Below are 23877 nucleotides of genomic sequence, written 5' to 3' on the forward strand. Positions count from 1 at the left end.
GGTGCGGTCCCGTGCTGGTTCTCCGGGTTCAGCCGTAAGGGATGTGTCAATATTGGGAGGGATTGTGTATATTTTCCGTCATTAGGTCTCATCTGAGGGAGGATTTATCGTGAGAGCTTTCCCGCGCGTACTGTTCGACGAGGCGCACAGCGAGTCGTGGACCATCCGGCGGGACGTGGCCGAGACGATGAATCCCGGGCATCCCGACGACAACAGCTACGCGCGCGCCGCGGACATCCTGCGCGGCCTCGGCCACACCGTGGCCGCGCACACCGAGGGCCCGATCACCCCCGCCCTGCTGAGCCCGAGCGACGTCTTCGTGATCGCGCACCCCTCGGCCGACCGCTGGGAGCGCACCACCGGCCTGGGCAGCCCCGTCTTCCCCGTGGAGGAGCTCGACGCGGTCGAGGCCTACGTCGCCGACGGCGGCGGCCTGGTCGTCCTGGCCGAGTGCGAGCAGGAGAAGTACGGCAGCAACCTCGACGAGCTGCTCGCCCGCTTCGGCGTCGGTGTCGAGCACACCACCGTCCAGGACCCCCGGAGCGCCCACAACGGCGTGGCCTCCTGGGTCCTGGGTTCCCCCGGCGGCACCGACGGCCAGGATCTCCTCGCCGGAGCCCGCCGCGCGTGCTTCTACCGCGCCGGCGTGCTCGTCGCCCCCGAGGACGCGACCGTCCTGTTCCGGACGTCGCCCACCGCCGACCCCGCCGGCCGGCCCCTGGCGGTGGCCGTACGGCACGGCAAGGGCCGCGTCGTGGTCCTCGCCGACTCCGACCTGTTCGGCGACGACTCCATCGGCGACTACGACCACGCGGCGCTCTGGGGCAACCTCGTCACCTGGGCCGCGCGCGTCCCCGCCCCGGCGGCCGTGAAGGAGTCGGAGGCCCGCTCCGCCTTCCAGGGACTCAAGGACGCCGTGGAGGCGCTCAAGCCCCTGCAGGCCAAGGACGGCTCGATCGAGGGCGACCGCGACCGGGCGGTGGCGCTGATCTCCGAGATCGTCGACCACGTCGACGGCCTCACCCCGCGCTTCCCGCACGACGAGGCCTACCTCACCGCGGTCGTCGCCGACTTCCGCAAGTGGGTCGAGCAGGGGCTGGGCGTGCCCGACTTCCTGGACTCGCTCAACGCCTTCCACCCCGACACCCAGCGGGTGGACGGCCTGGAGCACCTGGTCGTCTTCCCGATGTACACCCAGAACGGCACCACCTTCCGCTACATCGAGGCCGTCTGGATCCGCACCGTCTGGCCCGAGTGGCTGGCCGAGCTGGAGAACACCCGCTACGACAACCCGATGTTCGTGCCGATCGCCTTCGAGGACTTCACCTCCGGCTACGACACCAACTCCGCGGTGCTCTTCCCCGAGACCATCGCCGTCCGGGAGGTTCCGCCCCGCTTCACCTGGGGCGGCATCTTCTGCGACCGCGAGGCCGCCCGGTTCCGCGCGGTGAGCGAGGCCGCCGCCGCGACGCTCAAGCTGGCGCTGCCGCCGGACGCCGCCCGGCTGATCGAGTCGCAGGAGCTGGCCCAGGACACCTTCGTGCTCTGGGACCTGATCCACGACCGCACCCACAGCCACGGCGACCTGCCGTTCGACCCGTTCATGATCAAGCAGCGCATGCCGTACTGGCTGTACTCGCTGGAGGAGCTCCGCTGCGACCTCACCGCGTTCGGCGAGGCCGTGAAGCTGGAGCGGGAGGGCGTGCCGCACGCCCGCTACGTCCAGCTCGCGATCCTCTTCGACCGGCTCTTCCGCTTCCCGATCACCGGTGACCGGGTCCGCAACTACGACGGGCTCGGCGGCCAGCTCCTCTTCGCCTACCTGCACCGCAACGACATCGTCCGGTGGACCGACAACCGGCTGAGCGTCGACTGGAACCGGCTCGCCGACGGCGTCGCCGACCTGCGCGCCGAGGTGGAGAAGCTCTACCGCGACGGCATCGACCGCTCCAAGCTCGCCCACTGGCTGGCCGCGCACCAGCTCGTCGCGGCCTACGTGGAGCCGCACCCCGCCTCGGTCTGGAACCGCGGCGTGGCCGCGCTGCCGGTCGAGGGCTTCCCCAAGGCCGTGGTCGACGCGGTGCTGCCCGACGAGTTCCCCCTGAGCATGTTCTACGAGGCCCTGCGCCGTAAGCTCGGCGACGTCGTCGAATCCACGAAGGGGATCCGAGCATGATCATTCTTGTTGCCGGTGCGGCGGGTCCCGCGGGCCAGGCCGTCGTCCGCCGCTTCACGGACAAGGGCCACACGGTCATCGCCGTGGACAAGTCCGGCGCCGACGGCACGCTCGCGGTCGACCTGCTCGACTTCGACGCCGTCAGGAAGCTCGCCCGCGACATCGAGGCCGAGCACGGCAGGGTGGACGGGATCGTCCACCTGGTCGGCGGCTGGCGCGGGTCCAAGACCTTCGCCGAGACCAGGCTGGAGGACTGGGACCTGCTGCACGACCTGCTGGTCCGCACCCTCCAGCACGTCACGCTCGCCTTCGAGCCGCTGCTCAAGGCGAGCGAGCGCGGCCGGTTCGCCATCGTCTCGGCCAAGGCGGCCGAGCGCCCCACCCAGGGCAACGCCGCCTACGGCACGGCCAAGGCCGCCTCCGAGGCCTGGACGCTGGCCTTCGCCGATGCCCTGGAGGGCACCGGCGCGACGGCGAATATCCTGGTCGTCAAGGCGCTCGTGAACGAGGCCATGCGCGAGGCCGCCCCGGAGCGGAAGTTCCCGGGCTTCACCGACGTCGACGACCTCGCCGGGGCGATCGACGGCCTCTGGGACACCGACGCCAACGGCACCAGGCTGGACCTCACCCGCGAGTGAGCGTGACAGGCACCACGGCGGCCGGTCATCGCACCACCGGCCGCCTCGCTGAGGGGAAAGAAGTGACGGACGCGATCCGCAGGCACGACCCGCTGGTGAAGGGCTTCGCCAGCGACAACTACGCCGGGGTGCACCCGGAGATCCTCCAGGCCATCGCCCTCGCCAACGAGGGGCACCAGACCTCCTACGGCGACGACGTCTACACCGGGGCGCTGCAGGAGGTCTTCCGCGGGCACTTCGGCCCCACGGCCGAGGCCTGGCCGATGTTCAACGGCACGGGTGCCAACGTGGTCGCGCTGCGCGCGATGACCGCGCCCTGGGAGGCGGTGGTCTGCGCCGAGTCGGCGCACATCCACACCGACGAGGGCGGGGCGCCGGAGCGGTCGGCGGGGCTCAAGCTGCTGACCGTGCCCACCCCGGACGGCAAGCTCACCCCCGACCTGATCGACCGGCAGGCGTGGGGCTTCGGCGACGAGCACCGCGCCCAGCCCAAGGTCGTCTCGATCACGCAGACCACCGAGCTGGGCACGCTCTACACCCCGGCCGAGATCAGGGCGGTCTGCGACCACGCCCACCAGCTCGGCATGCTCGTCCACCTCGACGGCGCCCGCGCCACCAACGCGGCCGCCGCGCTGGAGGTGCCGCTGCGCGCGTTCACCACCGACGTGGGTGTGGACGTGCTGTCCTTCGGCGGCACCAAGGCCGGGATGATGTTCGGCGAGGCCGTCGTGGTGCTCAACCCCGACGCCGTCCGCGGCCTGCGCTACCTGCGCAAGACCTCGATGCAGCTCGCCTCCAAGATGCGGTTCGTCTCGGTCCAGTTCGAGGCGCTGCTCGCGGGGGACCTGTGGCTGCGCAACGCCCGCAACGCCAATGCCATGGCCCAGCGGCTGGCCGCCGCCGTCCGGCAGATCCCCGGCGTGGAGGTCCCGCGCCCGGTACAGGCCAACGCGGTCTTCGCGATCCTGCCTCCGGACGTGACCGAGCGCCTGCAGAAACGCTTCCGCTTCTACACCTGGAACGAGGCCACCGGCGAGGTCCGCTGGATGACGGCGTTCGACACCACCGAGGCGGACGTGGACGCCTTTGCCGCCGCCGTGGCGGAGGAGATACACTCCTGAGCATGAACAAGCACAGTCTGGGGCTGTGGCGGGCCGCCCATCGGCGGACCCGCTAGCCAGCCTCGACTGCGCAACCAGACGGCCGCCGTGAACCGGCGGCCGTTCTCCGTTTCCGGGTACGGCCCGGCGCGCGGCGGTCCCCTTCCCAGCAAGGAGTGACCATGACCAAGCGCGTCTTCTCGGCGTTCAAGCCCACCGGCCACCTCACACTCGGCAACCTCCTCGGCGCGATCCTGCCCGCCGTACGGCTCCAGGACGAGGCCGACTGCGTCTACGCGGTCGCCGACCTGCACGCTCTGACGATCAAGCACGACCCGGAGCGCCTGCGCGCCCGCACCCGCGAGGCGGCGACCCTGCTGCTCGCCTCCGGCCTGGACCGCTCGCTGGTCTACATCCAGTCCCAGGTGCCCGCGCACACCGAGCTCGCCTACCTGCTGGAGAGCACCGCCTACTTCGGCGAGATGCGGCGGATGATCCAGTTCAAGGAGAAATCGGCGAACCAGGAGGAGGTGCGTCTGTCGCTGCTCACCTATCCCGCGCTGATGGCCGCCGACATCCTGCTGCACCGGGTGGACCTCGTGCCGGTGGGAGAGGACCAGCGCCAGCACGTCGAGCTCACCCGTGACCTGGCCCTGCGCTTCAACCGCCTCTACGGCGAGACGTTCACCGTGCCCGAGGCCGCCCACCCGCCGATCGCCGCCAGGGTCATGGACCTGACCGCGCCCACCTCGAAGATGGGCAAGTCCGACGGCTCGGCGGCCGGGACGATCTACCTGCTCGACCCGGCCGCCGACATCCGCCGCAAGGTCATGCGCGCGGTGACCGACTCCGAGGACGAGGTCCGCTACGACCCCCAGGAGAAGCCGGGCGTCTCCAACCTGCTCACCCTGCTCGCGGTCTGTTCCGGGCAGCCGGTCGAGTCGCTCGCCTACGAGGGCTACGGCGCGCTCAAGCGGGACACGGCCGAGGCCGTGGTGGAGACGCTGCGGCCGATCCAGGAGCGCCATACGGAGCTGTCGGCGGATCCCGCCGAGCTGTCGCGCCTGCTGGCCGACGGGGCCGCGCAGGCCGTCGAGCGCACCGCCGGCCTGGTGGCCGCGGCCCGTGTGGCGATCGGCCTGCCCTGAAGGAGGTCCCCTGATCCGCGGGAGTTCCAACGTGCCGGGACGACGGGCCCCCGCGGATCAGCTCTTGTGGTTCGTCTCGTTCTCGTAGGCGGTGAGCTGCTGTTCGAGAGCCTTCATCAGCTCGAACACCTGGCTCGGGGGGATCCGGATCCGGCTGACGATCCGGGTCGGCACGCTGACGAAGTGCTGTCCCGAGGAGGGGTCGTTGGCGAGCTGGGGCGGTCTGGTGATCACCGCGAAGTCCAGGACGAAGCCATCCTGGGTGTGCCAGACGGAGGCGAAGTTGGCGTACTGCCCCGCTTCGACCTCGGCGGAGATGCTCACCTCCAGGCGGTTCTCCGGCTCGTCGTTCACCATGATCTTCTGTCTCCTCCGGCCAGGTTGGCTCCATGCTGCCCTGGCCGGAAACCGGCCGTGCAGGGACGCGCCGACGCTATTTAAGGATGGAAGGCAGCGGTTGGGCACCGCGCTGCCGCAGCATGTCGGTCATCAGTTTGATCTCACCCGCCTGAGCGTTGACGATGTGCCCGGCCATCGAGGCCACCTCGTCGCGGTCCGACAGTTTCAACAGTGCCTGGCTCATCTGCACGCCGCCCTCGTGATGGCGGGTCATGAGTTGCAGGAAGAGGATCTCCTGCTCCTCTCCGGTGGCCTCGCGGAGCCTTTTGAGCTCCTCCTCGCCGGCCATGCCGGGCATCGTGGCAGAGGCCGAGGCCGTTGCGCCGTGGCCGTGACCGGCCATCCACGCCATCGCCGGCCGCTCGCCGGACTGGTTCAGCCCCCACTGCTGCAGCCAGCCCATGAAGATGCCACGCTGGGCGGTCTGCGTGACGATGATGTCGTAGGTGAGCACTCGCAATGGTTCGTCCGGTGAGGCGTCCCGCATGATGAAGGACATCTCGACCGCCTGCGCGTGATGCACCGCCATGTCACGGGCGAAGCCCGCTTCGGGCGAGGAGTCACTCGGAGGCTGACTGTTCCCCAGAGCCAGCAGCGAGGCGGCTGCCACGACGCTGGTGAGTATCGCCAAGATCAACAGTGGGAGGCGTGATCTGGCGGGGCGCTCTACTGAGGTGTCCATGTCCATTGCCTCTCCAGCCTACCGGCCGCCAAGAGGCGTAAGTGATGTGTGGTATTTATTCTCGCTATATGCCTACAGGGCATAAAGTACCCGCAGTTGGTTGCCCTGTGGAGGATTGATGACCAAGGAAAAGGCGCAGGCGAGACGTGAGCACCTCGCCCGGATGCGTGACGCGCAGAAGCGCAAGGAGCGTCGCACCGCGATGCTCATGTGGGGCGCGGGCGGGTTGGTCGTCGTGCTGCTGGTCGGCCTGGTCGGCTTCTACCTCGTCAACGAGAGGGCGCAGACCTCGCTCGACGCGGTCAAAAGCGCCAAGTACCAGGGCGGGGCGCACAAGGAAACCAAGGTCAAATACGCGGAGATCCCGCCGATGGGCGGAGAGCACAATTCCGTGTGGCAGCGGTGCGGCATCTACGACCAGCCGGTCAACAACGAGAACGCCGTGCACGCACTGGAGCACGGCGCCGTATGGATCACGTACCGTCCGGACCTGCCCAAGGGGCAGGTGGAGACGCTCAAGAAGGTCGCCTCCGCCGACTACATCCTGCTCAGCCCCTACCCCGGCCTCCCGTCGCCCGTCGTTCTGAGCTCCTGGAACAAGCAACTGCCCCTGGAGAACGCCGACGACCCCCGTCTGCCCAAGTTCGTCTCCAAGTTCAAGAACGGCCCGGAGACCCCCGAGCTCGGTGCCGCCTGCGACGGAACCAACAGCACGGACAAGACCGCGGCTGAGAGCCCCATCCCGGACGGCGCGCCGACGCCCGACGCCAGCCCCGAGCCGAGCTCCAGCCCGAGTCCCAGCTCCACTTCCTGACAGAGCCCGAGGGCGGAAGCGTGAAGCGGCGGGCGGCCCCATGGGGCCGCCCGCCGAGCGCGCCGCGACGCCCGGCGACGGAGCGGGAGCCTCACGGCCGCGTGTGCAGCGGCCTGAGCACCACACCCACCACGGCGTCGGTGGGGACGTAGCCGTATTGCCGGGAGTCCCCGCTGCCGTCGGGGTTGTCGCCGAGAAGCACCAGGCAGCCGGGGGGCACCACCGGCCCAGGCCCCTGGACGGGGAACGGCACCGGGTCGCCGGGGACCGCCGCGACGCGTTTGATGACCCGCCGATTGCGCAGGATGTCTTCGGAGGCGGTGCCGTCGGGGACGGGCCGCATCCGCTCGGGGAGGTCGACCAGCGCCACCTGGCCGGTCCGGATCCGGCCGCCCGAGCGACGCCGCACCAGCACCCGGTCGCCGTGCCGGTAGGTGGGGGTCATGCTGGGGCCCCGTACGGTGACCACCAGGTGCCGCCGGCGCAGCCACACCAGCCACCCCGCGAGTGCGGCCACCCCCGTCACGGCCAGTGGCAACCAGATCACCGGGGCGCCGTCTCGACGTAGCCCTGGGCCTGCAGGGCGAAGAGCCGGGAGTAGGCGCCGTTCTCGGCGATCAACTGGTCGTGGTTTCCGCATTCGGTGATTTTCCCATCGGCGAGGACCGCGATCTGGTCCGCCTCGCGGATTGTGTTCAGGCGGTGGGAGATCAGCAGGCTGGTACGGCCGGCGCGGTGCTCCCGGAGCCGGGCGTGGATCTCGGCCTCGGCCTCGGCGTCGAGGCCGGAACTGGGTTCGTCGAGGATGAGCAGATCCCGCTCGTCCCGTAGCAGGGCCCGGGCCAGCGCCAGCCGCTGCCCCTGCCCGCCGGACAGCAGCACCCCGGTCTCAGGGCCCTCGGTGTCGACGCCCTCCAGGAACATCCGGGTCAGCATGGTGTCGTAGCCGTTCGGCAGCGAGGCCAGCACATGATGCACCCCGGCGTGCCGGGCGGCGGACTCGATCCGGTCCCTGTCCTGGAGGTGGGTCAGATCACCCAGGCCGATGTTCTCCGCCGCGGAGAGTTCGTACTCCACGTAGTCCTGGAACACCGTGCCGATCCGCTCCCGCAGTTCGGCCGGGTCGGTCTCCCGCAGGTCGACCCCGTCCCAGCGGACCTGGCCCCGGACGGGGTCGTAAAGCCTGCAGAGCAGCTTCACCAACGTGCTCTTCCCGGCTCCGTTCAACCCGACCAGCGCGGTGGTCCGACCGGCGGGGATGGTGAGGTTCATGCCGCGGAGCACCCACGGCCGGTCCGGGCCGTACCGGAACCAGACGTCCCGGAGTTCGATGCCCGCCACCAGCGCCGGCACCGGGGCGGGGGACGCGGGGACCGGCAGGTCCGATTCCATCGTGGTCGCCACGTGGTAGTGGTCCAGCATGAGCATCGCCCGGTGGGCGCCGCCCAACTGCCCCACGATCGCGGAGAGGGAACCCTGGACCCCGGCGACCGCGGCCACGAACACCATCACGTTCCCCACGGTCATCTGTCCGGACCGGGCGGCCTGGATCGCCCAGACCAGCCCGCCGCCGGCGACCGCGGCCCCCAGGACGCCGAGCATGGTCTGCACTCCCAGTTCCCGCCGGTCCAGGGCCCGGTTGGTGGCGTTGGCGGACCGCAGTTCGGTGAGCATCCGGTCCCGGAAGAAAGCCCCGAGCCCGAAGAGCCGGACCTCCTTGGCCTCCCGTGGCGCGCTGAGCAGATTCGCGTAGAAGTACTGGCGCCGCTCGGCGTAGCCGATCCGCCACATCGCCCCCACCCGGCGCCGGCCCAGCAGGACTTCCGCGCGTACGGTGGGGATCGCGGCGACCCCCACGGCCAGTACCAGCCACGGGTTGATCAGTAGCAGGGTGACCAGGAACCCGGCCAGGGTCAGCGTGCTCTTCCCGATCCCGGTCGCGCTGTTCACCAGGTCGCCCGGCGCGGTGCTACCGGCCTGCTGCGCCAGCCGGATCCGGTCGTGGAAGCGCGGGTCCTCCAACCTGGCGAGGCCCCGCAACCGGTGGTTCATCGCGGTGTAGAGCCGGTCCGCCGCGATGACCCGCACCCGCCGCCCCAGCTCCGACTCGGCGTACTGGGACAGCCGGGGCAGGACCACGGTGGCGATCCCGGCGAGGGCCAGCGCCACAGTCAGCCAGACCAGCGCCGGGCCGGACATGCCACCGACCAGACCGTCCAGCACCAGCCCGGTGAGCCACGCGGTCACCACCGGCGCCAGTCCCCCCGCGACCGTCAGGACCACCAGCCCGGCCAGGCTTCCGGGAGCCGCCTTCAGCGCCAGCCGGGCGGCCGTGCGGACGTGACCCAGCGCCATCCGGGGGGTGAGCCGGACCGTCGCAGGGGCTCCGCTCACGCTGTCACCGGTACGGTCACGGCGTCTTTCCCGGAGCTGACCACAGTCCCGTCCTCACCCAGGCGGCACATGGCGGGGTAACCGAAGACCTTGAACGCGGTGGCCAGGGGGCCCTTGTCCTCCTCGACCACGACCATGGCCGCGTCCCGAAGCTTCGCCACCATGCCGGCCGCGTCCGCCTCGGCCGGTGCCACGACCACGGCCAGCGCCCGGCGCCGGCCGTCCGGCAGAGCCCGGGCCGCCGTGGCGAACCGCGGGATCCACTCCTCGCACGCGCCGCAGGTCGGGGAGAAGAACGCCACCAGCCCGCCGCCGGCCAGGTGCGCTTCGGTGATCGGCTCGGCGTCCACGGTGTCGGCGGCGAACGCGGCGGGGCGGCTGCCCGGGACGATGATCGGATCGGGCATCGGCCTCGCCTGGGCCAGATCGGTGAGGCGGTCGGTGTGGTCCCGCAGCCGGCGGATCACCCCGAGGGTGAGGACCAGGTTCAGGACGGTGAGGACGCCGCACAGGGTCACGGCCGCGACAACGAACATGTCGGCTACTTCCTTCTGCTTCGGGATACGGAGGTGGGAGCGAACAGGGCGATGAGATCGTCCATGCGGATCACGAGGGCGGCGCCGGAGAGAGAGGCGACCGCCGCGACCGCGGCAGGACCTGGCTGCGTCGGGCCGGCCGATGCGAGTGACGCCATGACCAGTCCGGCCGCCGCCACTGTGGCCAGTGACAGGTTGCGCACCAGGTGCGCCGGGCCCAGCCGCGCGCTCGCGGCGCCGAAGCAGCGGCACGGAGTGCGTTCGCCCCGGCGCAGGGCCCCGGCGATCCCGACCGCGAACCCTGTCAGCAGCGTGGCGGCGAGGGCGAACCCGGCCGCGGCGGTGGCGGGGACGGCCACCAGGACCACGGTGGTCAGTTCGGCCGCGAACACCCCCCGTGCGGCCGGCCGCCGCCACCCCGTCAAGCGGGGAGGCAGCAGCCGACCTGTCGAAGCCGTGAACTCGGCAAACGCCTTACCGGGCCGCTTGCTGACCACCGCTGCCGCGAAGACGACCGCCACGAGCATCTGGCAGCCCAGCAGGACGTGTGCCATCAACGGTCTCGGTGGAGGCTAGTGGCAGCTGCTGCAGGAAATGTAACGGGCGCTGTCCGTGCAATAGCAGTCCTGGTGCTTGCCTCCACCGCAACTGAGGGTGTACCAGCACGGGCCCGTGTACGGATAGGAACCGCATGGGCAGCTCGCCGCCGCGGTGGTGGCGGGTACGAAGCGGCTCAACAGCCGGTCACCCAGCATTTCCAGCTTCTCGAGCATGTCTGCTCCTTTTCTCCGGTCGGATCGCCTGTTCCGCACACGATGATTTCGTATGCGACCGGGATTGTTTCCGGGGCGACGCGTTCCGCACTCTATCGGAGAGAATTTATCAAAACAATGTTTTCCGTGAATTGAGTCAGCTCTTTGTTTTCCGTTCAGTCAATTCCCTTCATTTGATGTGGGAATTGACGGCGCGAATAATGTGTAATCGCATCACGGAATGGGGGCGGTGTGCGCGCGGCCGCAGGGCCTCTGCGGCGATACTGCGGGCCGTGCGGACGGCGGGGCCTCGCTGGGTGCTTTGACCTGCGAAAACCATCTGTTTCGCAGGTCCTTTGCGCGTCAGTCTGACGGCGCGTCCTCTGTGCCGGACAGTGACCCTCGCGGGGCGCCGCCCATCGCTCCGCCGTCCGGGAGCGCGGCCGGTCCGAGGTGGACCGGCCGCCGCCCTGTCGCGTTTCCGGCCTGCCGGCCTCGCGCGTCCCGCGTCCATTCGGGAGCGCCGCGGGCGGGCTTTCCCGGCCGCATGCCCTTGAGGGGGAGAGGGCCGCTACGGGCGTGGTGGTAGTGGCGACTTTTTGGAAGTCTTGCGTGTGAACTTCTGTGTATGGAGATCACTTCGCATAAGGCATTGTTTGCTCAGGTAAACCCTCCGGTCAAGATCTTGAGAGATGTGAGCTATTTCATGGATTGGGCGTTCCGCCTGCCGGGTACGGGTATCTGTCAGGGTTATGCGAGCACCCGCTCCGGGGATATCGCCTCCAGCCCGTGAGCCTCGGCCACGGGCAGGTTGGTCAGGTGCCCCTCGTGCGTGTTCAGGCCGCCGGCCAGCGCCGGGTCGCTCCTCAGCGCCTCGCGCCAGCCCAGGTCGGCGATCGCCAGGGCGTAGGGCAGGGTCACGTTGGTCAGCGCGTAGGTCGAGGTGTGCGGGACCGCGCCCGGCATGTTGGCCACGCAGTAGAAGATCGAGTCGTGCACCCGGTAGGTCGGCGCGTCGTGGGTCGTCGGCCGGGAGTCCTCGAAGCAGCCCCCCTGGTCGATGGAGATGTCGACCAGGACGGAACCCGGCCGCATCCGCGAGACCAGCTCGTTGCTGACCAGCTTGGGCGCCTTCGCGCCGGGCACCAGCACCGCGCCGATGACCAGGTCGGCGGCCAGGACCGCGCGCTCGACCTCGTAGCTGTTCGAGGCGACCGTCTGGCAGTGGCCCTGGTAGATGATGTCGGCCTGGCGGAGCCGGTCGATGTTCTTGTCCAGCAGCACCACCTCGGCCTGCATGCCCAGCGCGATGACCGCGGCGTTCATGCCGGACACCCCGGCGCCGATCACCACCACGTTCGCCGCGTGCACGCCCGACACCCCGCCCATGAGCACGCCGCGCCCGCCTTCGGGCCGCATCAGGTGGTAGGCCCCCACCTGCGGGGCGAGCCGTCCGGCCACCTCCGACATCGGGGCCAGCAGCGGCAGGGAGCCGTTCGCGTTCTGCACGGTCTCGTAGGCGATGCCGGTGACGCCGGATTCGAGCATGGCGCGGGTGCACGTCTCGGACGCGGCCAGGTGCAGGTAGGTGAACAGCACCTGCCCCTTGCGCATCCGGTGGTATTCCTCGGCGACCGGCTCCTTCACCTTCAGGACCAGATCGCCCTCGGCCCACACGTCGTCCGCCGAGTCCAGGATCATCGCGCCCACGCTCTGGAAGTCGGAGTCGGGGATCGAGGATCCGGCGCCGGCGTCTCTCTCGACGAAGACCTGATGACCGTGCCGGACGAACTCGTGGGCTCCCGCGGGAGTGAGGGCCACCCGGTATTCGTGGTTCTTGACCTCGCGGGGAACTGAGATCTTCACGGCTCCTCCAGGATTCGCGCCTGTGTCTTCTTCACTCTGCGTTCCCCGGAAAAGGACCACCATGTGCAAGATGGAAAGAATCGACCATCGATGATGACAGAATGTCAAGCTCTGTGAATCATCGGGTTTCCGGGACCGGTCCTACTGTCCGGTTACCCGGTCCTTTCGCTGATCGGTAGGCTCGCCGCGAGCAAATGCGAGGAATACGGGGACATGACGATGGAGATGCACGCGGGTCCGGGTGACCCACCCGTGCCGCAGGGACCTCCACCCGGGTCTCGCGGACATCTTGCGGGTGCCTCCGGCGGCCCGACCGGGCGGCACGCCGCCCCCGGACCGCCCGGCTCTTCGGCGGGGTCACCCGGCCCCCCGACAGAGCCGTACATCGCCGCCGGACCCCCGGGTTCTCCGGCGGAGCCGCACACGGCCGAGGGGCCCCCGGGTTCTCCCACGGAGCCGTACACGGCGGCGGGACCCCTGGGTTCTCCGGCGGAGCCGCACACGGCCGAGGGGCCTCCGGGTTCTCCGGCGGAGCCGTACACGGCGGCGGGCCCTCTCGGCTCCCCGACGGAGCCGTACGGCGCTGCGGGAGGGCCTGGAGCCCCGGCCGGGCCCCACGGTCCCGCGGGGCCGCCCGGAGGACCGGCCGGGCCTCACGGCGGGCCCCACGGACCGTCCGGGCCCCACGGACCCCTGCCACCCGGCTCTCCCTCGGGCCCGCAGGGGCCGGGGGGCGGTCCCGGCGGTCCCGGCGGTCCGGGCGGGGGCGCGCCGGGTGACCCGAGGGCGAGCAGGGGCACCACCGTCGTCCTGATCGCCGCCCTGGTCGTCGTCGTGCTGACCACCGGCGTGCTCGGCACCCTCGCGGTGCTCATGACCAGGAACCCCGACATGCCGCTCGGCGCGCCGCCACCCCGGCGCCTGTCGGTCCCCATCCACTTCGCCCCGGTGACCGGCTCGCAGCCCGGCGCCTGCGCGACCCCCGAGGGCGTGCCCGACGACACGGGACAGACCTGCTACACCCTCGCCGGGGGAGTCAGCGTGACCGCCGTGCACAAGATCGAGACGGTCCTGGAGAGCAGCGGCGCCTACTCGGTCAGGATCGCGTTCGCCCCCGCGTTCCGCGACCAGATCAACGACCTGACCCAGGAGGCGGTCAAGCAGCAGCTCGCGATCGTCGTGGGGGAGAAGGTGGTGGCGGCGCCCCGCGTCGCCCAGGTGATCACCGAGGACAGTCTCAGCATCGCGGGTTCCTTCACCAAGGAGCAGGCGGACGCCATGGTCGCCCGGCTGCGCGGCGCGGCGGGCGCTGTGACGCCGTCGCCCGGCCAGTCCCCGCAGGGCCAGGTCTCCCCGCCCCCGGTCTCCGACCAGTCCGCGACCCCGCCGGCCACGACCGGCACGCTTCCACCGGGGACCGCTCCCACAGGCACGGCCCCCACAGGCACCGCCCCCACAGGCACCGCCCCCACAGGCACCGCCGCGACGACCGGGGCCACGACAGGGGCCACGACCGGGACCACGACAGGGACCACGGCCGCCGCGACGACCCCCGCCCCGACCCCCGCGCCCACGGCGGCGGCCCGAGGCGGGCAGGAGGGGGACGAGGACGATCCCCGATACTCCGACTGCAAGGCCGCGGCCAAGGAGGGCTACGGGCCCTACTACCGGGAGCAGCACAAGGAGTACAAGTGGTACACCGACAAGGACAATGACGGCGTCGCCTGCGACTCCGACGACATGGTCTAGCCGAGCAGCCCCCGGATGCCCTCGATGGCGAAGTAGGCCGCGAAGACCAGGGTGACCACCCAGAGCAGCCACGGGATCCGCCGGGCCCGGCCGGTCGCCGCCTGGATGGCGGTGTAGCTGATCACGCCGGCGCCGACGCCGTTGGTGATGCTGTAGGTGAACGGCATCATGACGATCGTCAGGAAGGCCGGGATGGCCAGGGTCAGATCCTCCCAGGGCACGTTCCTGGCCTGCGTCATCATCAGCGCGCCCACCAGCACCAGCGCGGGGGCCGCCGCGGCGGCCGGGACGACCGTGGCCAGCGGGGTGAAGAACAGGGTCACCACGAACATGCCGCCGGTGACCAGGGCGGCCAGGCCGGTCCTGGCGCCCTCGCCGACACCGGCCGCCGACTCCACGAAGACCGTGTTGGCCGAGGCGCTGGAGAACCCGCCGATCGCCCCGGCCACGCCGTCGACGGTCAGGATGGCCCCCAGCCGGGGCACCCGGCCCTCGTCGTCCACCATGCCCGCCTCGTCGCTCACCCCGATGATCGTGCCCATCGCGTCGAAGAACCCGGACAGCACCAGCGTGAACAGCACGACCGTCGCGGTCACCGCCCCGGCGCGGGCGAACCCGCCGAACAGGTCCACCTGGCCGATCAGCCCGGCGTCCGGCAGCGCCACCACCGCCTCCGGCATCCGGGGCACCACGACTCCCCAGTTCGCCGGGTCGATCCTCGCGACCGAGTTGACCACGATCGCCAGCACGGCGGTGACCACGATGCCGATCAGGATGGCCCCCCGGACCTTGCGCACGAACAGCACGATCACCAGCAGCAGGCCGAAGCAGAACAGCGCCACCGGCCAGCCGGTCAGGTGCCCGGTCCTGCCGAGCTGCACCGGCGTCCCCGTCCCCCTCGCGACGAACCCGGCGTCCACCAGCCCGATCAGCGTGATGAACATCCCGATGCCCACGCTGATCGCGTGCTTGAGCGCCAGGGGGATGGAGTTCATGATGAGCCGCCGCACCCCGGAGACCGCCAGCACCACGATGACCAGGCCTTCCAGCACCACCAGCCCCATCGCCTGCGCCCAGGTCATGAACGGCGCGGCCTGGTAGGCGACCACCGCGTTCAGCCCCAGCCCCGCCGCGACGCCGAACGGCGCGTTGCCCACCAGTCCCATCAGGATCGTGCTCACCGCCGCCGCGATGATCGTCGACGCGGTGAGCTGCGGGATCGACAGCTTCGCGCCGGTGACGTCGACGGCTCCGCCCAGGATGATCGGGTTCAGCAGGATGATGTAGGCCATCGCCATGAACGTGGTGAGACCGCCCCGGACCTCCTGGCCGACGGTCGAACCGCGTGCCGACAGCTCGAAGAACCGATCGAACCGATCCATAACTCCCCCCTCGCGCAGGGGGATGGTCGGTTCCTACCCGTTCGGCACGATGTCATGGGGGCGGATGGGCACGCGTGACAGGGGCAGGCCGGTGGCGGCCCGTACGGCGGCGGCCACGGCGGGGGTGGACGACAGCGTGGGGGGCTCACCCGCGCCGCGCAGGCCGTAGGGGGCGTGCGGATCGGGGTTCTCCAGGATCGACACGCGCATGGGCGGCATGTCGAGGACGGTGGGGATCAGGTAGTCGGTGAAGGAGGGGTTGAGCACCCGCCCGTCCGTGACCTGGATCTCCTCCATCAGCGCCAGCCCCAGCCCTTGCGCCGAGCCGCCGTGGATCTGCCCCTCCAGCGCGGACAGGTTCATGATCTTCCCCACGTCCTGCACGGCCGCCAGCTCCACCACCTTGACCAGGCCGAGCTCCACGTCCACGTCGACCACGGCGCGGTGCACGCACAGCGCGAGCTGGGTGTGGGAGTCGCCCTGCCCCGTGACGGGGTCCATCGGGAAGGTCGGCCGGTGCCGGTACTCCCGGGTCTCCTCGACCGCTCCGGCCCGCTCCAGCGCCTCCACCAGCGACGACCCGTCGGCCCGCAGCGCGTCCAGCCGCTCCCGTACGGCCTCGCAGGCGGTCTTGACCGCGCCGCCCGTGACGTACGACTGGCGGGAGGCCGAGGAGGACCCGGCCGAGCCCACCGAGGTGTCGGCCTGGGCGACCGTCACCCGGTCGACGCCCAGCTCGGTGCGGGCGATCTGCTCCTGGATCGTCACCAGGCCCTGGCCGACCTCCGCCGCCGCGGTGTGCACGAGGACGTGCGGCTCGCCGCCGAGCAGCTCGACCCTGACCCGGGCGGTGGAGTAGTCGTCGAAGCCCTCGGAGAAACAGATGTTCTTGATGCCGACGCCGTACCCGACGCCCCGCCGCACCCCCTCGCCGTGGGTGGTCTGCGACACGCCGCCGGGCATGTCCAGCAGGTCCGCCCCGGCGGCCTCGGGCAGCGGCATGGACGCCAGCTCGCGGAGCATGTCGGCCAGCGGCGCGGGGCTGTCGATCACCTGGCCGGTGGCCAGCGTGGAGCCCTGGGAGACCGCGTTGCGGACGCGGACCTCGACCGGGGAGATGCCGCACGCCTCGGCCAGCCTGTCCATCTGCGACTCGTACGCGTAACAGGCCTGCACCGCGCCGAAGCCGCGCATGGCCCCGCAGGGCGGGTTGTTGGTGTAGACGCCGTAGGCGTCGATCCGGACGTTGCCCACCTCGTACGGGCCCACCCCGAGGGAGGCGGCGTTGCCGACCACGGCGGGGGAGGAGGAGCAGTACGCGCCGCCGTCGAGCAGGATCTCCGCCTTGACGTAGAGCAGCCTGCCGTCGGGGGTCGCGCCGTGCTCGTAGCGCATCCAGGCCGGATGCCGGTGCACGTGGCCGAAGAACGACTCCTCGCGGTTGTAGACGATCTTCACGGGGCGGCCGGTGCGCAGCGCCAGCATGCACGCGTGGACCTGCATGGACAGGTCCTCGCGGGCGCCGAACGCGCCGCCCACCCCGGCCAGCGACAGCCGTACCCGCTCGGGGGGGAGCCCGAGGCACGGCGCGATCTGGTCGCGATCCACGTGCAGCCACTGGGTGGCGACGAACAGGTCCACCCCGCCGTCCTCGGCGGGCACGGCCAGGCCGGACTCCGGGCCGAGGAAGGCCTGGTCCTGCATGCCCACCTCGTACTCCCCGGTGACCACCACGGGGGCCTCGAAGTCGGAACCGACCCGGACCGGCTGGTGGCGCAGCACGTTGCCGTGGTCGTGGACCGTCGGGCAGGAGGGGTCGAAGGCGGCCCGGCGTGGGTCGACGACCGCCTCGCGGACCTCGTACTCCACGACGATCGCCTCGGCCGCCCGCCTGGCCCGCTCGGGATGGTCGGCGGCCACCAGCGCGACCGGCTCCCCCTGGTAGCGGACCTGGTCGACGGCCAGCACCGGCTGGTGCCTGTGCTCCAGGCCGTAGAACTTCTCGCCCGGCACGTCCTCGTGGGTGAGCACCGCCAGCACGCCCGGCATGGCCAGCGCGGGGCCGATGTCGACCGAGCGGATCCAGGCGGACGGGTGCGGGCTGCGCAGCGTCACCCCCCAGATCATGTCCGCGAGGTAGAGGTCGGAGGAGTAGGCGAACTCGCCCGTCACCTTCAGCGTCCCGTCGGGGCGCGGCACGCTCGTGCCGACGCCCTGACCCCGGCTCTGCCGAGTCTCGATGCCGCTCACCACAGCAGTACATCAGCCCAGGTCAGGGGTGAACATGGCGGGCGCGACGAAACGCCGGGGAGGGCTGTTGACGGCTCTTGTAGTTTTATCCAATTATGCGGATACGTGACCTGGTCGGGATAGCGGAGCTCAGGCTCACCCTGCTGGCGGGCGAGGAGCACCTGGACCGCGACTTCACCGGCGTGCAGATCACCGACCTGCCCGATCCCGGACGCTACCTGTCCGGCGGGGAGCTGGTGCTGTCGGGCCTCATGTGGCACAACGGGCCCGAGGACTCCGAACGGTTCGTGGGCCGCCTGGCCGAGGCCGGGGTGGCCGCGCTGGGCGCCGGCAGCGCCTGGCTCGGCACGGTGCCCGACGACCTCGTCCGGGCGTGCCGCGCGCACGGCCTGCCGCTGCTGGTGGTGCCCGTCGAGGTCTCCTTCCGGACGGTCGCTGAGATGGTCGCCCCCCGGCACGCGGAGCTGCGCGACGCCCTCGGCCGCCACCGCAGGATCGTCGCGGCGGTCGCCGAGGGCGCGGGCCTGCCGGAGCTGTTCGCGCTGATGGACGGGGAGCTCGCGATGGCGGGCGCGGTCGTCTCCTCCACCGGCGCGCTCATCGCCGGCGCCCTGGACCGGGCGGACGCCGTACGGCTGGCGCACGAGTATCTGACCGCCCCTCGGCTGCCGCACGCGGTCCGCGCCCCCTCGGGGACCTTCACCCTCTTCGGCGTCGGCCGCGAGCACCGCGCCGCGGGCTGGGCCCTGGTCTGCGGGGGCGACCTGCTCGGCGAGGCCGACCTCGGCTTCGAGCTGGCGGCCTGCGTCGCGCTGGAACGGACGAGGATGGAGGAGGGCAGGCGGGTCGAGCGCCGGCTCGCCGAGCAGCTGATCGCGCTGGCCTGTTCGGCGGGGAGCGATCCGGCCGAGCTCAACGCCGGCCTGCGGACCTGCGGGATCGGCCCGGCCGAGCCGTACTCGGTGGTGAACGCGACCGTCACCCGGCCCGGGGCGGCCCGGGGACCGGACCCGGCCAGGCTCGGCGGCCAGGTTCTGGAGGAGCTGCTGCGCCCCCGGGTGGTGGCCGCGGCGGGGGCGGACGGGGCGGTGGCGCTGGTGCCGCTGAGCGGCACCGCGGGCGAGCTGGCCGAGACGCTTCGGGAGGGGGCGCGGGCGCTGGCGGCCGGGCTGCCCGGGATCCGGGTGTCGATCGGGGTGAGCGCCGCGCTGACCGGCCCGTCGGCGATCCGGGGCGGTGCGGAGGAGGCGGGGCACGCGCGGCGGCTGGCGGAGGCGCGCGGCGGGGGAGTCGTGACCAGTGACGAGATCTACACGCACGCGCTGCTGCTGGCCACCGTCCCCGACGACGTGCGGCGGTCGTTCGCGGCGAGGACGCTGGACCCGCTGTTCGACTACGACCGCCGCCACAATTCCGACCTGGTGCGGACGCTCGGCACGTTCCTCGACTGTGTGGGCTCGTGGAACGCCTGTGCCGAGCGCCTGCACGTCCATGTCAACACGGTCCGCTACCGCATCCGCCGGGTGGAGGAGCTCACCGGGCGGGACCTGGCCACGATGGCGGACCGGGTCGACCTGTTCCTGGCCCTGCGAGCGAGCTGATCCTTCGGTCAGTCCGGGTGGTTCCAGCCCAGGGACTGCATCGTGTACCACTCCGAAGAATACTCAGAGGCGGCCTCTGAGGGGGCAGACGAATCAGCGCTTGCGGTCGTAGCATTACCGGTGACGGCAAAAGCGGCCGTAAATAGCATGGCGAGGGCGGACAAGGCGAGACGTCGGCGCACGGGGAGACTCCTGTCGTAGGTTCTGCTGCTCGAATGACATCTTTCAAGGGGTAACGTGACTGGTCAAGACTTGGTCGGGCAGCGCATCAAGACCGTCCGCCGGCAACGAGGCCTTTCCCAGGCGCAGCTGGCTCACCCGGAACTTTCGGACAGTTACGTATCGCTCATCGAGAGCGGCAAGCGTACTCCGACCCCTTCCGTGCTGGAGCTCCTGGCCGAAAAGCTCGACTGTTCCCTCACCTATCTGATCAATGGCGTGACGGCCGAGCAGATGCAGGAGATCGAGCTCGCGCTGAGCTACGCGCAGCTGGCCATGAACAACGGCGAGGTCGCCGAGGCCCGCACCCGCTACGCCGAGCTTCTCGCCGACAACGGCCTGGCGGGCCTGCCCCGGCTCAGGCAGGACGCCGAGTACGGCCTGGCGCTGGCGACCGAGGCCTGCGGCGACCTGGACGAGGCGATCGTCCTGCTCAACACGCTCCGCCGGCAGGAGGCCGCGCTGATGGCCCCCGAGCGACACGTCGCGGTCGCCGTCGCGCTCTCGCGCTGCTACCGCGAGCGGGGCGACCTGGCCCAGGCGGTGCACGTCCCCGAGCAGATCCTCGGCGGGGCGGTCCGGCCCGCCTGGACCGACGACCTCATGCGGCTGGGCGCCCAGCTCCTCGCCGCCTACGTCGAGCGCGGCGACCTGCTCCGGGCCCGCCAGTTCTCGGTCGAGGTGCTCGCCGCCGCCGACCTCCTCGGCTCGCCGCAGTCGCTCACCCTGGCCCACTGGGGCGCCGCGATCGTCGCCGTCGAGACCGGTCACGCCGAGGAGGCCGTCACCCACGTCGAACGCGCCATCGCCATCCAGTCCGAGTACGGCGACCCCCGCCGGCTGGCCCGCCTGCGCGGCGACTACGCCCAGGTGCTGCTGACCGTGCGGCCCATGGAGGCGGAGACCTGGCGCGACGTGCTGCTCAAGGTGGAGTCCGAGCTGGTCGAGACCTCCGCCAACCCGATGGACAAGATGCGCTGCGCGATGAACCTCGCCCGGGTGGAGCTGCTGCTCTCCCAGTCCGAGCGCGCCGGCGAGCACATGCGCGCCGTCTGCGACCTGCTCGACGGCATGCCGCAGGTCCTGCAGGCAGAGGCCCGGCTGCTGCACGGCGAGACCCTCGCCGAGCTGGGCAGGCAGGACAAGGCCGTGCAGGAGCTGCTGGCCGGGGCGGAGTGCCTGGAGCAGTCGCCGACCACCCGATACACGGCCCACGCGTGGCTGACCGCCGCGCGGATCCTGGAGCGCATCGATGAGCCGGCCCGGAGTGTGGACGCCTACCAGCGGGCACTGGCCTGCGTGGGACTGTAGACCGGGACGGGGAGGTCAGGACCGCGTGATGGCGTCGGTAGCCTTGGGATTGCCATGAAGACTTCCCCTGTCGCGGTCGTTCTCGCGCTCATCGCCGCCCTCGTCCTCGGCACGGCCTTCGCCTCGCCCGCCCTCGCCCACGACACGCTCAAGAGCAGTGATCCTGCCAAGGGCGCCAAGGTCGAGAGCCTCAAGCAGGTGAAGCTGACGTTCAGCGCCTCGGTGCGCTTCCCGAACGTCGTCGTGCACACCGCGGACAACGTCGCCCACCAGGACGGCAAGCCCGCCGTCGACGGTGCGGTGGTGACCCAGAGGCTCAAGGACGACCTTCCGCCCGGTGACTACGTCATCGCCTATCGGGTGGTCTCCTCCGACGGCCACCCGATCGAAGGGGAGATCCCCTTCACCCTCGTCGGCCCGGAGACGCCCTCCGCGGCGCCGTCCGAGAGCGTCTCCGAGCCGCCGGCGTCCCCGGCCCCGTCCGAGAGCGCCGCCCCGGCCACGGCCGTGATCAGCCCGGCCCCCGCGGCCCAGGCGAGGCAGGAGCCGGAGTCCCCGGGCGGAGTGCCCGGCTGGATGTGGCTCATCGTGGGCGGCGTGACCGGTGTCGGCATCGGCCTGTTCTTCAGCATGCGCAACAAGAAGAAGCCGTGAGCGGGCAGGGGCAGGCCGCCCAGGCCGAGCGGCGGACGGAGACGGGCCGGACGGTGAAGCTCGTGCTCGCGGGCATCGCCGCGGCCGTGGCCGGCCTGGTGATCGCCATGATCGCCGGAGGAACAGCGAGCCCGCGCATCATCCCCGGCCTGCCCGACGAGGGCGCGCTCACCCGCTGGGGGCTGCCGCTGTCCAAGCTGGCGATGGACGTGGCGGGCGTGCTCACCGTGGGTGTGCTGCTGGCCGCCACGGCCTTCCTCCCCAGCGACAAGGGCCTGCTCGGCAAGCCCGCCCTCGTCTACGTCAGGGCCGCCTCGTGGCTCGCGCTCGTCTGGGCGGGCGCGGCCGCCGCGACGATGGTGTTCAGCCTGTCCGACGCGCTCGGCCTGCCCGTCCTCGACGTGCTCGGCGGCAACGAGCTCACCAGCTTCGCCAGCCAGGTCTCCCAGGGCATCTCGCTCACCCTGGTGGTGCTGTTCGGGGTGGCGATCGCGCTGTTCGCCCGCGGGGCGATCACCGCCGGCGCCGCCGGCGGCCTGCTCCTGCTCGCCCTGATCACGCTGCTGCCTCCCGCGCTGACCGGGCACTCCGCCTCCTCGCCCAACCACGACCTGGCGACCACCGGCGTCGCGGTGCACCTGCTGGTCCTCGCGCTCTGGGTGGGCGGGCTCGCGGTGCTCTGCGGCCACGCGCTGCGCCGGCAGCCGCACCTGGCGGTCGCCGCCGCCCGGTTCTCCTCCATGGCGCTGTGGTGTTTCATCGGCGTGGGACTGTCGGGCCTGTTCAGCGTCCTGGCCCGGCTCACCTCGCTCTCGGAGCTCTTCACCTCCGCCTACGGCCTGCTGCTGCTGGCCAAGACCGCCGCGTTCGCGGTGCTCGGCGCCATCGGCTGGTGGCACAGGAAGCGGACCCTGCCCCAGCTCGCCGCCGGCGGGCCGGGCACCTTCGTCCGGTTCGCCTCCTGCGAGATCCTCGTCATGTTCGCCACCGTCGGGCTGGCCGTCGCGCTCTCCCGCACCGCCCCGCCCCCGGCGGTGCTGCCGGCCGACCGCGCCTTCGAGCTGCTGGGCTACCCCATGCCGCCGGAGATCTCGCCGGCCAACCTGGCCTCGCTGTGGTGGCTCGACCTGTTCTCCGGCACCCTGATCGCCCTGCTCGGCGGGCTCTACCTCGCCGGAGTCGTACGGCTCGCCCGCCGTGGCGACTCCTGGCCCGTGGGCCGCACCGTCGCCTGGTTCATCGGCGTGCTGATCCTGCTCATCGCCACCCAGAGCGGTGTCTCCCGCTACGCCAAGGTGCTGTTCAGCGCCCACATGGCCGAGCACATGACGCTGTCCATGCTGGTGCCGATCTTCCTGGTGCTCGGCGCCCCCGTCACGCTGGCGCTGCGCGCGCTCAAGCCCGCCGCGCAGCGGGGCGACCGGGGGCCGCGCGAGTGGCTGACCACGATCCTGCACAGCAGGTTCGTCAGCTTCGTCTCCCATCCGGCGATCGCCACCGCGATCTTCGTCGTCTCCACCTACGCGCTGTACTTCACCCCGCTGTTCGCCGCCGCGATGGAGGAGCACCTCGGCCACATCGCCATGACGGTGCACTTCCTGATCAGCGGCTCCCTGTTCTTCTGGGTGATCATCGGAGTGGACCCGGCGCCGCACAAGCTGCCCCACTACGCCAGGTTGATGCTCCTGTTCGTCACGATGCCCTTCCACGCGTTCTTCGGCATCGCGCTGATGAGCATGGGCACCGTGCTCGCCGGTGAGTGGTACGACCAGCTCGGCCGGACCTGGGGCGTCTCCGCGCTCGCCGACCAGCGGACCGGTGGCGCCATCGCCTGGGGCTTCGGTGAGATCCCGACGCTGATCGTGCTGATCGCACTCGCCTTCCAGTGGTGGCAGGACGACGACCGCAAGGCCCGCCGCGCCGACCGCCGGGCCGACGCCCTCGCGGCCCGCACCGGCGGCACCGGCGACGCCCAGCTCGACGCCTACAACGACTACCTGGCCGAGCTTGACAAGAGGGAGCGCGCAGAGTAGCCGGACGGCTACGGCCCCCTATCTTCCATCCCCGCCCCGGGCGCCTCCGGTAGCCTGGTGAGCGGGGGTTCGGGCATCACCGCAGCGGGTGCAGCGCTTGGTCGTCGCGCGCCACGTCGAGTCAGACCTGCCGGCCGCGTGCCGTGCCGGGAGACCGGTGGTCGCCTTGTGCG

General features: G+C 71.2%; 19 protein-coding genes. 10 read left to right on the plus strand and 9 right to left on the minus strand.

Annotated elements, in window-relative coordinates; all coding sequences use genetic code 11:
* The first annotated feature begins 109 nt into the window (after positions 1-109).
* The 4 genes from SROS_RS12375 to trpS all read left to right on the plus strand — a co-directional run bounded on the left by SROS_RS12375 (position 110) and on the right by trpS (position 5062).
* A complete protein-coding gene (locus SROS_RS12375; RefSeq protein ID WP_012889272.1) occupies positions 110-2176 on the plus strand; it encodes a DUF6421 family protein in 2067 nt (688 codons plus the stop codon).
* Positions 2173-2814, plus strand: a complete 642-nt coding sequence (locus SROS_RS12380; RefSeq protein ID WP_012889273.1) for an SDR family NAD(P)-dependent oxidoreductase — start codon at positions 2173-2175, stop codon at positions 2812-2814. Before SROS_RS12375 ends, SROS_RS12380 begins: the two co-directional genes overlap by 4 nt.
* A 62-nt stretch (positions 2815-2876) precedes the next feature.
* On the plus strand, positions 2877-3935 hold the full coding sequence (locus tag SROS_RS12385) for a threonine aldolase family protein (protein ID WP_012889274.1): 1059 nt from the start codon (positions 2877-2879) through the stop codon (positions 3933-3935).
* Positions 3936-4096: 161 nt separating this feature from the next.
* Complete coding sequence (gene trpS / locus SROS_RS12390; protein ID WP_012889275.1) at positions 4097-5062, plus strand: tryptophan--tRNA ligase; 966 nt, start codon at positions 4097-4099, stop codon at positions 5060-5062.
* A gap of 57 nt (positions 5063-5119) precedes the next feature.
* On the opposite strand, the gene SROS_RS12395 is transcribed toward trpS, so the two are convergent.
* Together SROS_RS12395 and SROS_RS12400 are read right to left on the minus strand one after the other, a co-directional pair.
* The gene (locus tag SROS_RS12395) at positions 5120-5419 is read right to left on the minus strand and encodes a DUF3467 domain-containing protein (protein WP_012889276.1); all 300 of its coding nucleotides are present in this window, start codon (positions 5417-5419) and stop codon (positions 5120-5122) included.
* A 76-nt stretch (positions 5420-5495) separates the two neighbouring features.
* Entirely contained in the window at positions 5496-6092 is a 597-nt protein-coding gene (locus SROS_RS12400) for a DUF305 domain-containing protein (protein ID WP_245564617.1), read from the minus strand.
* Between the two features lie 169 nt (positions 6093-6261).
* Between SROS_RS12400 and SROS_RS12405 the strand changes: the two genes are divergently transcribed.
* A complete protein-coding gene (locus SROS_RS12405) occupies positions 6262-6957 on the plus strand; it encodes a thioredoxin-like domain-containing protein (RefSeq protein WP_012889278.1) in 696 nt (231 codons plus the stop codon).
* Between the two features lie 91 nt (positions 6958-7048).
* On the opposite strand, the gene SROS_RS12410 is transcribed toward SROS_RS12405, so the two are convergent.
* The 5 genes from SROS_RS12410 to ald form a co-directional block, all read right to left on the minus strand.
* The gene (locus SROS_RS12410; RefSeq protein ID WP_012889279.1) at positions 7049-7504 is read right to left on the minus strand and encodes a S26 family signal peptidase; all 456 of its coding nucleotides are present in this window, start codon (positions 7502-7504) and stop codon (positions 7049-7051) included.
* Complete coding sequence (locus tag SROS_RS12415) at positions 7501-9351, minus strand: ABC transporter ATP-binding protein (RefSeq protein WP_012889280.1); 1851 nt, start codon at positions 9349-9351, stop codon at positions 7501-7503. The genes SROS_RS12410 and SROS_RS12415 overlap by 4 nt, the downstream gene beginning before the upstream one ends.
* Entirely contained in the window at positions 9348-9887 is a 540-nt protein-coding gene (locus tag SROS_RS12420; RefSeq protein WP_012889281.1) for a thioredoxin domain-containing protein, read from the minus strand. Before SROS_RS12420 ends, SROS_RS12415 begins: the two co-directional genes overlap by 4 nt.
* A 5-nt stretch (positions 9888-9892) precedes the next feature.
* Positions 9893-10441 (minus strand): MauE/DoxX family redox-associated membrane protein, encoded by a 549-nt coding sequence (locus tag SROS_RS12425; RefSeq protein WP_012889282.1) that lies wholly within the window; start codon positions 10439-10441, stop codon positions 9893-9895.
* A gap of 948 nt (positions 10442-11389) precedes the next feature.
* A complete protein-coding gene (gene ald, locus SROS_RS12430) occupies positions 11390-12505 on the minus strand; it encodes an alanine dehydrogenase (protein ID WP_012889284.1) in 1116 nt (371 codons plus the stop codon).
* 834 nt (positions 12506-13339) lie between these two features.
* Between ald and SROS_RS12435 the strand changes: the two genes are divergently transcribed.
* The gene (locus SROS_RS12435) at positions 13340-14254 is read left to right on the plus strand and encodes an excalibur calcium-binding domain-containing protein (protein WP_012889285.1); all 915 of its coding nucleotides are present in this window, start codon (positions 13340-13342) and stop codon (positions 14252-14254) included.
* Here the strand turns inward: SROS_RS12435 and SROS_RS12440 are convergent.
* Together SROS_RS12440 and SROS_RS12445 are read right to left on the minus strand one after the other, a co-directional pair.
* Positions 14251-15636, minus strand: coding sequence for an NCS2 family permease (locus SROS_RS12440; protein WP_012889286.1), 1386 nt, complete (start codon positions 15634-15636; stop codon positions 14251-14253). The genes SROS_RS12435 and SROS_RS12440 overlap by 4 nt on opposite strands.
* Before the next feature lie 33 nt (positions 15637-15669).
* Positions 15670-17886, minus strand: coding sequence for a xanthine dehydrogenase family protein molybdopterin-binding subunit (locus tag SROS_RS12445; RefSeq protein WP_245564618.1), 2217 nt, complete (start codon positions 17884-17886; stop codon positions 15670-15672).
* Positions 17887-17981: 95 nt separating this feature from the next.
* Here SROS_RS12445 and SROS_RS12450 point away from each other — a divergent pair, with 95 nt between their 5' ends.
* The 4 genes from SROS_RS12450 (at position 17982) to SROS_RS12465 (ending at position 23704) form a co-directional block, all read left to right on the plus strand.
* Positions 17982-19487, plus strand: coding sequence for a PucR family transcriptional regulator (locus SROS_RS12450; RefSeq protein WP_012889288.1), 1506 nt, complete (start codon positions 17982-17984; stop codon positions 19485-19487).
* A gap of 237 nt (positions 19488-19724) precedes the next feature.
* Complete coding sequence (locus SROS_RS12455) at positions 19725-21017, plus strand: helix-turn-helix domain-containing protein (RefSeq protein WP_012889289.1); 1293 nt, start codon at positions 19725-19727, stop codon at positions 21015-21017.
* A gap of 54 nt (positions 21018-21071) precedes the next feature.
* Complete coding sequence (locus SROS_RS12460; protein ID WP_012889290.1) at positions 21072-21671, plus strand: copper resistance CopC family protein; 600 nt, start codon at positions 21072-21074, stop codon at positions 21669-21671.
* Positions 21668-23704 carry a bifunctional copper resistance protein CopD/cytochrome c oxidase assembly protein gene (locus SROS_RS12465; RefSeq protein ID WP_012889291.1) on the plus strand — a complete coding sequence of 679 codons (2037 nt, stop codon included), beginning with the start codon at positions 21668-21670 and terminating at the stop codon, positions 23702-23704. The genes SROS_RS12460 and SROS_RS12465 overlap by 4 nt, the downstream gene beginning before the upstream one ends.
* Positions 23705-23877: the final 173 nt, after the last annotated feature.

The sequence above is a fragment of the Streptosporangium roseum DSM 43021 genome (assembly GCF_000024865.1).
In the GTDB taxonomy this organism is placed as follows: domain Bacteria; phylum Actinomycetota; class Actinomycetes; order Streptosporangiales; family Streptosporangiaceae; genus Streptosporangium; species Streptosporangium roseum.